This window comes from Nocardiopsis moroccensis, assembly GCF_055763695.1.
On the sequence record NZ_CP199747.1, the window covers coordinates 3,406,290 to 3,422,297 of the forward strand.

Here is a 16,008-nt window from a genome sequence, read left to right on the forward strand (position 1 = left end):
CCGACCGTGCTCAACGATGCCCCTGCCACCGCCGAGGTGTGGTGGCAGGTCAACGTCGAGTTCCCCGACCCGGCCACAGCCGAGCAGGTCGGCATCCGCCGTCTGGCACCGGCCCTGGAGCAGGCCGACAGGGGCTGGTTCCTGATGCGTAAGAAGGGCGCTTGGCGGTGCCGTGCCCCCTTGCCCGGGGCCCAGGCTGCGCAGGCGGCCGTGCGAGAGCAGGTGGGTGAGCTCCTGGACGAGCTCGCCCGCACCGGGCACATCAGCAGGTGGACACCCGTGGTGTACGAGCCTGAGATCCGCGCCTTCGGTGGCAGCAAGGCGATGGCCGCAGCCCACACCCTCTTCTGCGCCGACACCCACCACCTGACCCGCTTCTTGGCCACCACCCACCGATCCGACCGCCGCAAGGAGGTGTCCCTGTTCCTGGTCCACACCCTCATGCGCGCCGCTGAACTGGACCCCTTCGAACAGGGCGATGTGTGGGATCGCGTAGCCGCTCTGCGCCCCCTGCCCTCCCCCACCCACCTGTCAGGCAAGATCTGCGGGCAGGTGCACCACCTACTGAGCGTGGAGCCCGGCCCGCGCGCCGCACACTTCTCCCCCGGCGGCGCCTTCAACGGCTACGCCCCCTGGGCGGAAGCCTTCCACACGTGCGGGCGAACCCTGGCCGACCTCAACGCCCGCGGCCACCTGAACCGCGGGCTGCGCAGCGTCCTGGCCCACCACCTCATCTTCCACTGGAACCGGCTCGCCATCCCCGTCTCGGCCCAGGCAGTGCTCTGCCACGCCGCCGCCCGGAGCATCTTCGACCCCGAAACGGTCGGACTATGAACCAGCGCGCGCTCCTTCCCCCAGCGACCCGTTACCTGCCGCTGGTGCCACGCCCCCGACCCGCAGCACTCCCCCTCCGACAGCGGCTCACCGAACTCCACGACCTGCTCCACCAGGCCGATCACGCCCTCGGCCCCGAAGAAGGGATGGCGCGCGCCTGCGAGGCGATGAACAAGGCCGCGCTCATCGCCAGCGACACCGGCCACCCAGGCCTGGCCACCGCCCTGTGCTGGCAGCAGTACGCGACGTTCACCCTGGCAGCACCCCTGACCGCGAAGGCGGCGACCTTCGCCCTGCAACCCCTGGTGAACCTCGGCCGCCTGACCATCCGCACCGAGAACCCTTCCGCTGCCTACGCGGTGTTGGAGTCCCTGTTCGAGGCCGCCGATCGTGGCGGTCCCGCGAACGTGCTCGGCCGCAGCTGCCCAGTCGGAGGCCTGGTCGCCACCCCGAGCGATCGTGCTGAGCTACGCCGGTTCCTGTGGGCGGTCCTCCTCGCTGACGGCACCCGGGCGCTGTGCGCGGCAGGGCGTTGGCAGGACGCGGTGGCCCATCTGCACCGCTACAACGGCATCGGCGCCCGGCTGTTGGATGGCCGCCAAGTCGCCGCTCTAGCCGCCCTCCACCTCCACGACCCCGACACCGCTACCGGCTTGCTGGCCGAAACGGACTGCTCGCAGGCATGGGAGCGCGCGGTGGCCGCGTGTCTGAACACCGCGACCGACCTGGTGGCCGGACGTGATCCGGTCGGCGCCATCACCACCATGGTCGACGCCGTCCAACACCTGCCGCCCACACCCGGCAGGGCGGTGTTCGCCGCCCGGCTGGGCGTGCTGGCGTGCGAACTAGCTCCCGACCACCACGCCTTGGCTGCGCACCTGATCTCCGGCGCCATAGAGTCCGCAGACGCGCACGCGGCTACCGCGGTCCTGGAGTCTGCGGTCCTCACCGCACAGTTGACCCAAGAACAGAGTCAGGCGTTGCGGGAACGTGTCGCGCAGGCGCAACCGCCCAGGACCCAGCAGTCGATCGGATTGGAGAAGGAGCTCGCGGGGGCCGGTGACAGAGCGACTACGTTTCTCACCCACAGCTTCCAAACAGCGGGGCTTGGTGTAGCTGGCTCTGACTCTGGGGAGGGAGCAGACCGTGGCGATCAGTGACTCCGACATCGCAGGCGTGCCAGCCGCCTACCTTGACCATTACCCAGACGAGGCGGCAGATGTCAGATCAAATCAAACGGTGAGCCGGTCACGGGTTCTGTAGCGCGACCTCCCGGTGTCTGGAGGGATCGTTGATCCAGACCGTCTCGGGCAACCGAGGTGGTTCCGGTCGGCGAGAGAACCTCTCTGGATAGACCGCGTGGAGTTCTCGCGATGGGCGGACGGCCCGGAGCGTCTATGCGCTGCTCACAGAACGAGGTTGGGTGGTCCGTGTCCCGGGCCGTGGGACGTTCGCGGCCCCGGAAACTCCGCATCGTTCCATGTGATCACCTTGCAGAACTCCACCTCTCCGAGGTGACTCGCGAGCTCATCGAGTCCTGTGCCGGCCTGGACACCCTGGGGAAGTGGATTCCCCTGGCTGTCACGGCTGACCGCCCGGAAGACCTTTTCGACTGATGCCCAAGCCCCGCCAGCGGGAGCCCGGAGGCGATTGCCGCTGGCGAGGCGTCTGTTCAGGTGGCGGGGCGGAAATGGTCCTCGAACCCGAGTGCCTCCCACAGCGACTCGTGGCCGTTCAAGCGTGCGCGGTGGTCCGCCCACCCGGTCCGCTGCTGGGTCCAGGCCTTCTCCGCCACCCCGGGCAGCCGCGGCAGCAGCAGGAACGCCAGGTCACCGAAGCCGGTGAGGGTCTCACCCCAGACCGCCGCCTCCACTCCCGCGACCACCGTGCCGGGGGCCGCCTCCCGCGCGGCCTCCGCCGGGTCCCAGGCGAAACTCTCCTCGACGGTGATCGGCGGGTAGGCGGGCAGCCCCAACCGGTCCCGGTCGCCCTCCTGGGCAGGGTCGGCGCACCCGTCGGCGTAGGGCCGGTCCAGGTAGAGGCGGGAGTTGGGCGACAGCAGCACCGGCACGCCCTTCTCGGCGGCGGCCGGAACGTCGCCGGGTGAGATCCGGAAGGTCTCGGCGGCCTGCTCCACCAGCGGGTGGAACTCCTCGGGGACCGTCCGCTTGATCGCCTCGGGGTCGAACTCGTCGGGAGCACCGATCCAGTACTGGAGGACGTCGTCCGCGCCCAGGGCCCCGGCGCGGGCGGTCTCCTGCCAGCCCACCGCGCGTTTTCCGTGTTCACGAACCCACTGGTGGGCGAGGCGGACGAACTCCACGTAGTCCTCGTGGCCCATCCCGAACGGCTCGTCGCCGCCCAGGTGCAGGAACGGCCCCGGCGCGGCCTCGGCGAACTCGGCGATGACGTCCCCGGCGAACCGGCGTGCGACCTCGGAGTCCGGGTGCAGGTACCGCAGCCGGGGATGCGGGTACTCGACCCCGCCCGCCAGCTCGGGGTAGGCGTCGAAGGCCCACCGGATGTGCCCCGGCAGGTCCACCTCCGGCACAACCGTGACGTGGCAGCGGGCGGCGTGGGCGACGAGACCGGCGAACTCCTCCCGGGTGTAGTACTCGCGGACGCCGTCCGGGCCGGGCCTGGTCAGTTCCGGCCAGGCCCGTGACTCCAGCCGCCAGCCCTCGCTGTCGGTCAGGTGCAGGTGCAGGGCGTTGAACTTGTACAGCGCCATCAGGTCGATGACCCGCCGCACCTCGTCCGGGGTGAAGTAGTGGCGGACCACGTCCAGGGACAGGCTCCGCCAGGCGTACCGGGGCCCGTCGACGACCACTCCCCGCGGCGCCCACACGTTCCCCTCGCCGTCCACGCTGAGCGTCTGCACGAGGCTGGTCAGACCGCGGAAGGCTCCCTCGGCACCGGCCGAGGAGACCAGGACCCGGCCCTGGGCGACCTCCAACCGGTGGCGTTCGTCGGCCCCCGGTTCGGGACGCGGGTCCACCCCGGTGGCCGGAGCGACCGAGGCGAACTCCGAGAGATCGGACTCCGTGCAGACCGCCACGTCCGCCTCCCCGTGGACGGGTTCCACCCGCAGCCCGTGCAGGCGCCCGGCCGCCCAGGCGAACCAGTCGGCAGCGTCGGGGACGGCACCGGACAGGGTCAGCCGCCCGGCGGTCCCGATCCGGACCGCCGCACCGGTCTCGGCCAGGGCGGCCGCGGGCACCAGGCCCCGCTCAGTGTGCTCGGGCATGGAAACGCCTCTCGTACTCGGCGCGGCGCTCGCTCTGACGGCCCGGGTCGGCGACCGGGGCGGACAGCAGCAGCCGCTGGGTGTAGGGGTGTTCGGGGTCGGTGGTGACCCGGTCCGCGTCGCCGTACTCGACGATCCGTCCCTGGTGGATGACCGCGACCCGGTGGCTGAGCGCCCGCACCACCGACAGGTCGTGCGAGACGAACAGGTAGGCCGTCCCGGTCCGCTCCTGGATGTCCAGCAGCAGATCCATGACGGTGCGCTGGGTGGTCAGGTCCAGGGCGGAGACGGGTTCGTCGCACACGATCAGCCGGGGCGCGATCGCCAGCGCCCGGGCGATGGCCACCCTTTGGCGCTGGCCGCCGGAGAACTCGCGGGGCAGCCGGTGCACGGCGTCCCGGGGCAGGGCCACCCGGTCGAGCAGGTCGGCCACCCGGGTGCGGGCCTCGGCGGCGGGCACCCCGTGGGCGAGGAGGGGTTCGGCGAGGGTGTCGCCGACGAGCAGGGACGGGTTGAGGGAGGTGTAGGGGTCCTGGAAGACCACCTGGATGTGTCGGCTGAGCTCGCGCCTCCGGCGCCGGGACGCCCCGTCGACGCGTTCGCCGTCGAAGCTGATGCTGCCGCCGGAGGCGGGCACCAGGCCGAGGACGGCGCGGCCGATGGTGGACTTGCCCGAACCGGACTCCCCCACCAGGCCGAGGGTCTCGCCGGGGCGGATGTCCAGGGACACGCCCCTGAGCACCTCGGTGCGGGGAGCCCGCCACCCCTTGCCGGGGAAGGAGACCCGCAGGTCGCGCACGTCCAGGAGCGGTTTCGTGCCGGTCCCGCCGGCGCCGCCGTGCCCTCCGGCCGCGGTGTCCGGGCCGTGGGCGGGGCCGTTGGCGTGGCCGAGGCCGGAACCGTGGGCGGGGTTCGGGTCGCGCGGGCTGTTCGGATCGGTCACTGGGCCGCCTCCCGGGGCTGCCACGGCGCTCGGGCCGGGGTGTCGTCGAGTACCGCGTCGAGCAGACCCCGGGTGTAGTCCTCCCGGGGGTCGCTCAGGATCCGTTCGGTGGTGCCGGTCTCCACGATCCGGCCGTCGCGCATCACCGCGACCCGGTCGCACAGGTCGGCGACCACACCGAGGTTGTGCGTCACCAGCAGCACACCCATGCCGCGTTCGGCCTGGAGGCGGCGCAGCAGGGCCAGCACCTCGGCCTGCACCGTGACGTCCAGGGCGGTGGTGGGTTCGTCGGCGACGAGCAGGTCGGGGTCGCAGGAGACCGCTCCGGCGATGAGCACCCGCTGCGCCATGCCGCCGGAGATCTGGTGCGGGTGGCTGCGGAAGGTGCGTTCGGGGTCGGGGATCTCCACCTGCCGGAGCAGGTCCAGGGCGCGTTCGCGGGCCTGGGCGCGGGAGAGCCCGAGCTTGACCCGCAGCGGTTCGGTGAGGTGGTCGCCGATGGTGAAGGCGGGGTCCAGGTTGCTCATGGGTTCCTGGGGGACGTAGGCGACGGTGTCCCCGCGCAGGTTCCGCAGGGCCCTGTCCGTCGAACCCACCACCTCGGTGCCGTCGAGCAGGACGCTGCCCCTGGACACACGGCCGCCCTCGGGCAGGAGGCCGAGCACGGAGAAGGCGGTCTGCGTCTTGCCCGAACCGGACTCCCCCACCAGGCCCAGGACCTCGCCCCGGCGCACGTCCAGGTCGACGCCGTGCACGACCTCCCGGGAGCCGCCGTCGGCGAGGGTGTAGGTGACCGCGAGGTCGCGGACGGACAGCAGGTCGGCGCGTTCGCCAGCGCTGTCCAGGGTGGTGGGGGCGTCGGCGCCGCCCCTGCGGGCCCCGCGCCCGGTGGCGGGTGCGGTGCCCCGGTCCTCCAGGACGTCGCGCAGGGAGGCGGCGAGCAGGACCAGGGCGGCGCTGGTCAGGCCCAGCGCGAGTCCGGGCCACAGCATGAACAGGGGTGCGCGCTGGATGTTGGTGAAGGCCTCGTTGAGCATGGCGCCCCAGGTGGGCAGGTCGCCGCTGCCGATGCCGAGGAACTCCAGCCCGGCCTGGAGGCCGATGGCCATCCCGGCGACCAGGGCACCCTGGATGATGACGGGGGCGCGCACGACGACGAGGACGTGGCGGGCGATGATCCGCGAGTCGCGCAGGCCGAACACCCGCGCCGCGTCCACGTACAGTTCGCCGCGCATCGCCGCGACGGCGCCGCGCACCAGCCGGTAGAAGGCGGGGGCGACCAGGACGCCGAGCACGACCATGAGCACCCACACGTTGGTGCCCAGGACGGCGCGGGTGGCCAGCAGGACGACCATGGCGGGCAGCGCCATGACCAGGTTGACCCACCAGTTGGACAGGGAGTCGAACCAGCCGCCGTAGTACCCGGCGGCCAGTCCGCTCGGCACGCCCACGACCAGGGCCACGGCCACCGCGAGGAGGGCGCCGCCCAGGGTGTTGCGGCCGCCGTACAGCAGCCTGGACCACACATCGCGTCCGGAGGAGTCGAAGCCGAGCAGGTGGCCGCCGCCGGGCGGTCCGAAGGCGTCCTTGAGGTCGGCGGTGGTCGGGGCATGTGCCGTGAACAGCGGGGCGAACACGACCAGGGTGACGACGACGGCCAGGACCAGGGAGGAGCCCAGTGCCTGGGGGCTGGTGAGGAAGCGCCGGACCGTCGCCGACCGGCGCCCCGGCCCCGGAGGCCCGGCCGCCTCCGGCCGGTGTTCCGGCTGCGTGGCGACCCTGCCGGCCGCGTCTGGTGTGACGGGGGAGCTCACGAGACCCTCGCTTTCGGGTTGAGCCAGCCGACGAGGACGTCCACGAGCAGGTTGGTGAGGATGACCCCGACGACGGTCACCATGACCACGCCCATGATCACCGGGATGTCGCCCCGGGTCGTGTACTGGACGGTCATCGCACCGATGCCGGGGAGGCCGAAGATCTGCTCCACGATCACCGCGCCGCCGAGCAGGCCGACGAACTGCATGCCGAGCACGGTCAGGCCCGGGGTGGCCGCGCTGCGCAGCACGTGGCGGAAGACCACGCGGGAGGCGGGCAGCCCCCGGGAGCGCAGGGTGCGCACGTAGTCGCGGCCCATCACCTCGATGACGGAGCTGCGCACCTGCTGGGAGACGCCGGCGATCCCGGCGACGGACAGCGACAGGACCGGGAGGGTGATGGTGGCGAGCCAGCCGCCCGGGGACTGGCTCAGGGGCGTGTAGCCGACGGCGGGGAACCAGCCGAGGCGGACCGCGAACACCAGCACGAGGACCAGGGTGACGAGGAAGCCGGGCAGGGCGTAGCCGAGCACGCCGACCGTCTGCACCACCCGGTCCACGGCGCCCCGGCGCACTCCCGCCCACACGCCGAGGACGAAGGAGGCCGCCGCGGTGACGAGGGTGACCCCGACCATCAGGCTGACGGTGACCGGGAGCCGGTTGGCCAGGGCCCGGGAGACGTCCTCGCTGGTGAACCAGGACCGGCCCAGGTCGCCCTGGAGGGCGGAGGTGAGCCAGTCGAGGTAACGCACGGCGACCGGCCGGTCGAGTCCGAGCTCCGCGTTGTGCGCGTCGACGGCCTGCTGCGGGGCTGCGGGGCCCAGGACGTGGCGACCCACGTCGGTGCCGGGCAGGGACAGCAGGAGGTAGGCGAGGGCGGAGATGACGACCAGGAGCAGCAGCCCCGACCCCAGCCTCCGCAGGATGAACGAGAGCATGGTCCCTACTCGGCGGGGGCGTAGTTGTACAGGGCGGGGACGGCCATGCCGGACTGGGGTTCGACGTCGACGGTGCCGTCGCTGACGTGTAGGAACGTCATCCGGTAGAAGGGCACGAACCAGCCCTGTTCGACCAGGTGCCGGTTGAGTTCGCGCGCCTGGTCGGCGGCCTCGCCCTCGGGGGAGGTCTGGATGGCGTGAGTGAGTTCCTGGACGGTCTCGTCGGTGGTGCCGAAGAAGTTGAAGGTGCCGGGCAGGACCAGTTCGACCGTGGTCACCCAGTCCTCGGCGGGCTGGGCGTTGTTCATGACCATGCCCGGGTAGGCCTGCTCGGTGAAGATGCTGTTCAGTGCGCTGCCCGAGTCGAGGTTGTCCCAGGTCAGGTCGATGCCGACGTCGGCGAGGTCGCTCTGGAGGCTGGTGGCCAGCGGGTCGGAGACGATCTCGCTCATCCGGGGCAGGGTGAGGGCGAAGCCGTCGGGGTACCCGGCGTCGGCGAGGAGTTCGCGGGCGCGTTCGGGGTCGTGGTCGTAGTAGGAGTCCAGCTCGGGGTCGTAGGCGTCGGTCTGGGGGCCGAAGATCTGGTTGGTGGTCTCGCCCTGGCCGTTGCGGAGCTGTTCGAGCATGGTCTCGCGGTCCACGGCGTGGTTGATGGCCTGGCGGACCTCGGGTTCGGCGAGTTCGGGGGTGATGTGCCCGTCCCGGTCGAACAGGATGATGCCCTGGTAGTCGATGTCCTGGGGCTGGGTCCGCACCTGCGGGTCGGATTCCGCGACCGCCTGCTGGTCGACGTCCTGGAGCAGGGCGGCGTTGATCTGCCCGGTGCGCACGCCGTTGACGATCGCGTTCTCGTTGTCGAAGAGGTTGATGGCGACCTCGTCGTAGGGCAGCTCCTCGCCCCAGTAGCCGTCGGCGCGGGTGTACACCCAGGTGGTGCCGACGGCGGTGCGGCCGGAGTCCAGTTCGTAGGGTCCGGTGCCGTCCGGGTCGGTGGTGAGGGAGTCGCCGTCGAAGGCGGCCGGGTTGGCCATGAGGCCCGCGGCGTCGCTGAGGTAGAAGACCATCGCCGGGTTGGGCTGTTCCAGGTGCAGGACGGCGGTGGTGGCGTCGACGACCTCGACCTCCTCCAGCAGGGCCATGGTCTGGGCCTGGCCGCCGCCACCGTCGCGGAAGCGCTCCAGGTTGGCCTTGACCGCCTCGGCGTCGAACGGGGTCCCGTCGTCGAAGGTGACGTCCTCGCGCAGGGTGAGCGTGAGTTCGGTGAGGGACTCGTCGTAGGTCCACTCGGTGGCCAGCATGGGCGTGTAGCCGCCGTCGGGCTCCCGTTTGACGAGCGTGTCGTAGACCGCCTGGAAGTAGGGCATGGCGCTGCCCATCGCCTCGGCCGGGTCCAGGCTCTGCGGGACGGTCATGGTTCCGATCGTCAGGGACGAGGAGTCCGTGTCGGGGCTGGAACCGGCGCAGCCGGTCAGCGTGAGCGCGAGCGCGCCCGCGGCGGCCACACCTGCGTTGATGCGGGTCTTGGTCTGCATGTCCCACTCCGGTGAGCAAGGCCCGAAGGAAACTCCGGGGGATTGATTGGTGTGTCTGGCACCACAAATTAACCACATGGTAGGTTTCGTGTCGGTCACCGTACAACACCGAAACCGATCCAGGAAGAGCGGGAGAACGGGCGGCCGGGACCGTAATCTCGGAGCCACCACGGCCTGCACGGCCGCCGGGAGACCCGAAAACTCGTGGCACGAACACGCGACAACCCGCTAGGAGACCGTCCCGTGACGGACAGAGAGCGCGCCCGGCAGCGCCTGAACCAGGGCAACCGCATGAGCAAGGGGGAACGCACCCGGCAGCGCATCATCGACTCCGCCACGGAGCTGTTCTCCCGCTCCGGCTACCGGGCGGTGTCCCTGCGCGACATCGCCGCGCACGCCCGGCTCACCCACGCCGGGGTGCTCCACCACTTCCCCAACAAGGAGGCGACCCTCATACACGTGTTGAGCAGGCGCGACGCGGTCGACGCCCCCCTGGTCCTCGACGAGGGCCTCACCCCCCGGGAACTCGTCGACAACGTCGTGGGGATCGTCGAACGCAACACGGGCACCCCGGGCCTGGTCTCGCTCTACGTCAACCTGTCGGCCGAGGCCACCGACCCCGCCCACCCCGCGCACGAGTACTTCTTCGGCCGCTACCAGATCCTGCGCGGCCTGCTCGTGCCCGCGTTCGCCGCCCTGCTCGACGAGCGGACCGAACCCGCCCACGCGCCCTCCCCCGAGCTGGCCGCACAGCAGTTCCTCGCCCTCCTGGACGGGCTCCAGGTCCAGTGGCTGCTGGACCCGAGCGCCGTCGACATGCGGGCCGCGGTCGTCTCCTTCCTGCGCAGCCTCGGGATCCCCGCCCCGGACCGGGTCCCCGGGGAACGGCTCGCGCCCGACCCCGCCGACCCCACGACCGGTGCCACCGACACCACCGGCAGCACCGGCCCAGCCGACCCCGCGAGCACCACCGCGCCCACCCAAGAAAGGTCCAGATGAGCACCCACCCCCGCCTCGACCTGGCCGTGAAGGCCTCGGTCACCTCCGGCTCCGACACCTGGCACAGCACCGGGGTGGAGGGCGAACTGCGCCCCCTCCACCTGGCCGACGGCCCGCACGGCCTGCGGCAGCAACCCGACGAGGGCGACCACCTCGGCATCGGCGGCAGCGTCCCCTCCACCTGCTTCCCGCCCGCCGTCGGGCTCGGCTCCACCTGGAACCCGGCCCTGGTGCGCAGGGTCGGCGAGGCCCTGGGCGGCGAGGCCGGCGCGCTGGGGGTGGACGTCGTCCTCGGCCCCGGCATGAACATCAAGCGTTCGCCCCTGTGCGGCCGCAACTTCGAGTACGTCTCCGAGGACCCCCACGTCACCGCGCGGATCGCCGCCGCACTGGTGGAGGGCATCCAGTCCCAGGGCGTCGGCGCCTGCGTGAAGCACTTCGCAGCCAACAACCAGGAGACCGACCGGCACCGCGTCAGCGCCGAGGTGGACGAGCGCACCCTGCGCGAGATCTACCTCCCCGCCTTCGAGGAGGTCATCCGCACCACCGAGCCCGCCATGGTGATGAGCTCCTACAACCGGCTCAACGGGGTCTACACCAGCCAGAACCCGTGGCTGCTGACCGACCTGCTGCGCGGCGAGTGGGGGTTCGAGGGCGTGGTGGTCTCCGACTGGGGCGCCGTCTTCGACCGGGTCGCCGCGGTACGCGCCGGGCTCGACCTGGAGATGCCGCCCAGCGGCACCGACCAGCTCGTCGCGGACGCCGTGCGCAGTGGCGAACTGGACGAGTCCGTGCTGGACACGGTGGTGGAGCGGCTGAAACGGCTCCAGGACCGGGTGCGGACCGACACCACCGGCTCCCCGGAGCACGAGGCACACGACGCCCTGGCCCGCGAGGCCGCCCGTGAGGCGCTGGTGCTGCTGAAGAACGACGGCGGTGTGCTGCCGCTGGCCGCCGACCGGTCCGTGGCCGTGGTCGGCGAGTTCGCCCGCACCCCCCGCTACCAGGGCGGCGGCTCCTCCCACGTGGTACCGACCAAGGTGCACAGCGCCCTGGACTCCTTCGAGGCCGCCGTCTCCGAGGGCGCCCTCGCGGGTGTGCGGTTCGCCGCCGGGTTCACCCTGGACGGGACCGAGGAGCCCGCACTGGCCGAGGAGGCCGTCGAGGCCGCCCGCGAGGCGGACACCGCCGTGCTGTTCCTGGGGCTGCCCGAGTCCGCCGAGTCCGAGGGCTACGACCGGACCACGATCGGCCTGCCCGCGCCCCAGCTCGAACTGCTCGCCAGGGTGCGCGAGGTCAGCGAGCGGGTCGTGGTCGTGCTCTCCAACGGCGGTGTGGTCTCGGTGACCGAATGGCAGGACCGGGCCGACGCCGTCCTGGAGGGATGGCTGCTCGGCCAGGCCGGCGGGGCCGCCGTCGTGGACGTGCTGACCGGGGCCGCCGCACCGTCCGGGCGCCTCACCGAGACCATCCCGGTGCGGCTGAGCGACCACGCCACGTACCTGAACTTCCCCGGCGAGCACGGCAGGGTCCGCCACGGCGAGGGCGTGTTCGTCGGCTACCGCCACTTCGACACCCTGGACGTCCCGGTCGCCTACCCCTTCGGGTTCGGGCTCACCTACACGAGCTTCGCCTACTCGGAGCTGGAGGTGGCTCCGGACGGGGAGAACGCGTGGACGGTGTCGTTCACCGTCACCAACACCGGCGACCGCGCGGGGAGCGAGGTGGCCCAGCTCTACACCGGCGTCGAGCAGGACCATCCGACCCGGCCCCGCCGCGAACTGCGCGGCTTCGCGAAGGCGGCGCTGGAGCCGGGGGAGAGCACCCGGATCGAGCTCCCGCTGACCGGACGCGACCTGTCCGTCTGGGACCCCAGGGACCACCGCTGGTCCCTGGCAGCGGGCACCTACACCGTCTCGGTCGGCGCCTCCTCCCGGGACGTCCGGCTCACCGGCGAGATCACCACAGAGGGCGACCGGTACGTACGGAAGCTGACCAAGTACTGCACGGTGAGCGAGTGGCGCACCCACCGCGTCGGGGGGCCGGTGATGCGGGAGCTGATGTCCGCGTTCCCCGGGCTCTCGGACGTGCCCGAGGACCTGCTCCGGATGGCGGACTCCCTGCCGCTGATCACGCTGCGGACCTTCGGCCTCGGGGTCACCGAGGAGATGCTCGACCTCCTCGTGGACGACGTGGAGGCCAAACGCCGGGCGGCCGTCGAACGCGGCGAGATCACCGGTTGAGGAGGGGACCGACACGATGACGAACCTTCCCGAGGGGTTCCTCTGGGGCGCGGCCACCGCCGGGCACCAGGTCGAGGGCAACAACACCAACAGCGACATCTGGGCGCTGGAGAACGCCGAGGGGTCGATCCTGCCCGAGCGCAGCGGCGACGCCTGCGACAACTACCACCGGTGGCGCGAGGACCTGGACATCGTCCGGGACCTGGGGCTGAACAGCTACCGGTTCGGGGTCGAGTGGGCCCGGGTCGAACCCGAGCCGGGGCGCTTCTCCCTGGCCGAACTGGCGCACTACCGGCGGATCGTCGAGGGGTGCCTGGAACGCGGACTCACCCCCGTGGTGACCCTGCACCACTTCACCTCGCCCGCCTGGTTCCGCGCGGCGGGCGGCTGGACCGGCCCGGACGGCGTCGGCCTGTTCCGCCGGTACGTGCGCCAGGCCAAGGCGATCCTGGACGGTGTGCCGTGGGTGTGCACCGTCAACGAGCCGAACATGCTCGCGATGATGGCCAACATGTTCCGTCGGGGCGAGCGCAAAGAGGCCGTGGCCGGGGCGATGCCGCCGCCGGACCAGGAGACCGCCGAGGCGCTGGTGGCGGCGCACCACGCCGCCGGCGAGGAGCTGTCCGACCTGCCGGGGACGGCCACCGGGTGGACCGTGGCCAACCAGAACTTCCAGGCGGTGGACGGTGCCGACGCCCTCGCCGAGGAGTGGGCGTACACCCGCGAGGACCAGTTCCTGGACGCCGCGAAGGACGACGCCTTCGTGGGGGTGCAGGCCTACACCCGGGTCGTGGTCGGGCCGGAGGGGCCGAGGGAGCCGGAACCGAGCGTCCGCCGCACCATCACCGGCTGGGAGTTCTACCCGCAGGCCCTCGAAGGGGCCGTCCGGCACACCGCCGAACGCACCGGCGGGGTCCCCGTCCTCGTGACGGAGAACGGCATCGCCACCTCCTCCGACGAGGAGCGGATCGAGTACACCACCGGCGCCCTGGCCGGGCTGGGCCGGGCGATGGCCGACGGGGTGGACGTGCGCGGCTACCTGCACTGGTCGCTGCTGGACAACTACGAGTGGGGCAGCTGGGCGCCCACGTTCGGGCTGGTCGGGGTGGACCGGGAGACCTTCGCGCGCACCGTGAAACCGAGCGGCCGCTGGTACGGGGAGCTCGCCCGCGGGGGTGAGCTGCCGGGCTGACTCCGAGGCGGTCCCGGGCGGCCCCGGGTTGGCCCCGGGCGGTGGTTGTCCACAGGCCCGGGGCCGCCCCTGGCGTACCCCCGCCGGTTCGCGGTTGACTCGATATCAGGGGGAGTTCCGTCCCCGTCGGCTTCGTGCTGCCCACCCCGTTGCCCGCCCCGCTGTCCGGGCCCGGCGAAGGCCCCCGTTCCGGCGCTGCGGCAGGCCCGCGCCGCGCACGCTCCGCCGTGCCCACGACGTGTGAGCTCGGGCCCCGCCGCGTCTGCTCCCAACCTGCTCCGGGCCCGGCGAAACCCCCGGAGAAGGCCCCGGCGACCACCGTCGAATAGCGTGGGCGGGCGATCCACCACCGTCGTCCGAGAAGCCGCGGGAAGCCACAGCGTGTCCACGTCAGAGAAGTTCCAGAGTGTGTTCGTGGCGCTGGCCGCCGTGCTCGGTCTGGGGTCCGGGCTGCTGTGGCCGCTGGGCACGGCCGCGGGACACCTGGTACTCCCCCTGTTGGTGGTGATGCTGGCGGCCGTGTTCGCGCAGGTGGACGCCGGGCAGGCACGCCAGGCGCGCGGCGCCCGGAAGGTGGTCGCCGCCAGCCTGGTGCTGAACTTCGTCTTCACCCCCCTCTTCGCCTGGGCCCTGGGGGCCGGGCTGCTGGGCGGCTCCCCCGACCTGCGCATCGGGCTCCTCCTGCTGCTGGTCACCCCGTGCACCGACTGGTACCTGGTGTTCACCGGGCTGGCGCGCGGGCACATGGGGGCAGCGGCGGCGGTACTGCCGGTGAACCTGGTTCTGCAGTTGCTGCTGTTGCCGGTGTACGTACTGCTGCTCGGCGGCGAGGCCGCGATGGTCGACACCGGCACCCTGGCGGAGGCGGTCCTGCTGGTGTTGGTGGTGCCCGTGGTTCTCGCCGTGCTGCTGCGTTGGGGCGCCCGGCGCTGGCGGGGCGCGCGGTGGCGGGACCGGAGGGTCCTGCCGGTGGTGGCCGCCTCGGTCCTGCCGCTGCTGTACGCGGCGGTCTTCGCGATGTTCGCCTGGCAGGCCCGAACGGTGGTGGGGCACCTCGGTGAGCTGGTGGTGCTACTGCTCCCGTTGGCGCTGTTCTTCCTGTTCATGCCGCTGGTGGCGGCGGGCACGGGCCGACTGCTCCGGCTCCCCGCCGACCAGCGGGTCACCCTCACCATGACCTCGGTGGCCCGCAACTCGCCGGTGGCGCTGGCGGTCGCCGTGGCCGCGTTCCCGGGCCGCCCGCTCATCGCCCTCGCCCTGGTGGCGGGGCCGCTACTGGAACTGCCGCTGCTCGCGGCCCTGAGCCAGATCGTGCGGGTACGCGACCCCGGGTCCGGCACGGGCCCGCGTTCCTGACCCCCCTCCGGCCGCTTTCCTGCGGGCCCGTCTCCCTGACGGGCCCGTTCCGGAAACCGTCGGGACACCGTCCTAGGCTCTCCTCCATGACGAGCCACGCACAGCACTACCTTTCGGGCAGGCACGAGGAGGTCTGGGCCGACCTGGGCGCGTTGGGCCAGGTCCCCGACCACCTGCGCGAGGACGTCCGGGAGGTTGCCGACCTGACGATGGCCCGGGTGGCCGCCCACGTGTCCCGGCTCGCCGAGTCCCTGCCCGATCTGGGGTTCGAGCCCTCCGGCGGGTTCCCCTTCCACATACCGCCCGGTCCGGACGCCCGGGCGGAGACAGCCGCACTCGCCGAGGAGATCGGGGGCGTCCCCGCCTCGTTGGCCGCGTACCTGAGCACGGTCGGGGAGGTCGGTCTGACCGGGGACTGGCCGGAGATCGGGCTGCACTACCACTCGGCCCCGACCTGGACGGAGGAGACCGATTTCTCCCCGGTTACCGGATCACCGGACCCTCTCTGCCTGCCCGGGATCGACCACCTGCGCTTCTGGGTGGAGGAGTGCCTCCGGGCCCCGGACGAGGACGAGGGGGTCCTTGAGGCCGACGACACCCGGAACACGATCGCAAGAACTCGGCCAGTCAGTGCCGTGACCAGCTTCGACCTGGCACCGGACGAACTCCACAAGGCCAACATCAGCGGCGGCACCCACGACGTCCTGCTGCCCGAAGCCTCGGCGGATCCGGTCCTGATCGGCGTCAGGGGGCGCCCCGGGGTCACCCTGGTGGAGTACCTGCGCGCCGTGGTCGCACACGGCGGGTTCCCCGGGTGGGAGCTCAACGGGCTGCCCCTTCCGGAACCGCTGCGCGCACTCGCCGCCGCCCCCGACTTCTGAGACCTCGATCCCGGCCGGAGAAGAGCGCT

Annotated in this window: 12 protein-coding genes; 7 read left to right on the forward strand and 5 right to left on the reverse strand. The window is 72.1% G+C overall.

Annotated features, from left to right (window positions below):
• The first annotated feature begins 6 nt into the window (after nucleotides 1-6).
• Together ACUKCB_RS15170 and ACUKCB_RS15175 are read left to right on the forward strand one after the other, a co-directional pair.
• Nucleotides 7-834, forward strand: a complete 828-nt coding sequence (locus tag ACUKCB_RS15170) for a thiopeptide-type bacteriocin biosynthesis protein (RefSeq protein WP_473036268.1) — start codon at nucleotides 7-9, stop codon at nucleotides 832-834.
• Nucleotides 831-1,994: a hypothetical protein gene (locus ACUKCB_RS15175; RefSeq protein WP_473036269.1), complete on the forward strand. Its 1,164-nt coding sequence runs from the start codon at nucleotides 831-833 to the stop codon at nucleotides 1,992-1,994. Before ACUKCB_RS15170 ends, ACUKCB_RS15175 begins: the two co-directional genes overlap by 4 nt.
• Nucleotides 1,995-2,506: 512 nt before the next feature.
• Here ACUKCB_RS15175 and ACUKCB_RS15180 read toward each other — a convergent pair.
• The 5 genes from ACUKCB_RS15180 to ACUKCB_RS15200 are packed head-to-tail and all read right to left on the reverse strand — an operon-like array spanning nucleotide 2,507 to nucleotide 9,308.
• Nucleotides 2,507-4,081: a family 20 glycosylhydrolase gene (locus ACUKCB_RS15180; protein ID WP_473036270.1), complete on the reverse strand. Its 1,575-nt coding sequence runs from the start codon at nucleotides 4,079-4,081 to the stop codon at nucleotides 2,507-2,509.
• Nucleotides 4,065-5,024: an ABC transporter ATP-binding protein gene (locus ACUKCB_RS15185; RefSeq protein ID WP_473036271.1), complete on the reverse strand. Its 960-nt coding sequence runs from the start codon at nucleotides 5,022-5,024 to the stop codon at nucleotides 4,065-4,067. The genes ACUKCB_RS15180 and ACUKCB_RS15185 overlap by 17 nt, the downstream gene beginning before the upstream one ends.
• On the reverse strand, nucleotides 5,021-6,838 hold the full coding sequence (locus tag ACUKCB_RS15190; RefSeq protein WP_473036272.1) for an ATP-binding cassette domain-containing protein: 1,818 nt from the start codon (nucleotides 6,836-6,838) through the stop codon (nucleotides 5,021-5,023). The genes ACUKCB_RS15185 and ACUKCB_RS15190 overlap by 4 nt, the downstream gene beginning before the upstream one ends.
• Entirely contained in the window at nucleotides 6,835-7,776 is a 942-nt protein-coding gene (locus ACUKCB_RS15195) for an ABC transporter permease (RefSeq protein ID WP_473036273.1), read from the reverse strand. Before ACUKCB_RS15195 ends, ACUKCB_RS15190 begins: the two co-directional genes overlap by 4 nt.
• A 5-nt stretch (nucleotides 7,777-7,781) precedes the next feature.
• Nucleotides 7,782-9,308 carry an ABC transporter substrate-binding protein gene (locus ACUKCB_RS15200; RefSeq protein ID WP_473036274.1) on the reverse strand — a complete coding sequence of 509 codons (1,527 nt, stop codon included), beginning with the start codon at nucleotides 9,306-9,308 and terminating at the stop codon, nucleotides 7,782-7,784.
• Nucleotides 9,309-9,551: 243 nt separating this feature from the next.
• Here ACUKCB_RS15200 and ACUKCB_RS15205 point away from each other — a divergent pair, with 243 nt between their 5' ends.
• From ACUKCB_RS15205 to ACUKCB_RS15225, 5 genes are all read left to right on the forward strand, one after another.
• On the forward strand, nucleotides 9,552-10,307 hold the full coding sequence (locus tag ACUKCB_RS15205) for a TetR/AcrR family transcriptional regulator (protein ID WP_473036275.1): 756 nt from the start codon (nucleotides 9,552-9,554) through the stop codon (nucleotides 10,305-10,307).
• Nucleotides 10,304-12,550 carry a glycoside hydrolase family 3 C-terminal domain-containing protein gene (locus ACUKCB_RS15210; protein ID WP_473036276.1) on the forward strand — a complete coding sequence of 749 codons (2,247 nt, stop codon included), beginning with the start codon at nucleotides 10,304-10,306 and terminating at the stop codon, nucleotides 12,548-12,550. Before ACUKCB_RS15205 ends, ACUKCB_RS15210 begins: the two co-directional genes overlap by 4 nt.
• 16 nt (nucleotides 12,551-12,566) lie before the next feature.
• On the forward strand, nucleotides 12,567-13,742 hold the full coding sequence (locus tag ACUKCB_RS15215) for a glycoside hydrolase family 1 protein (protein ID WP_473036277.1): 1,176 nt from the start codon (nucleotides 12,567-12,569) through the stop codon (nucleotides 13,740-13,742).
• A gap of 381 nt (nucleotides 13,743-14,123) precedes the next feature.
• Nucleotides 14,124-15,098 (forward strand): arsenic resistance protein, encoded by a 975-nt coding sequence (locus ACUKCB_RS15220; RefSeq protein ID WP_473036278.1) that lies wholly within the window; start codon nucleotides 14,124-14,126, stop codon nucleotides 15,096-15,098.
• 86 nt (nucleotides 15,099-15,184) lie between these two features.
• Nucleotides 15,185-15,979, forward strand: coding sequence for a hypothetical protein (locus ACUKCB_RS15225; RefSeq protein ID WP_473036279.1), 795 nt, complete (start codon nucleotides 15,185-15,187; stop codon nucleotides 15,977-15,979).
• Nucleotides 15,980-16,008: the final 29 nt, after the last annotated feature.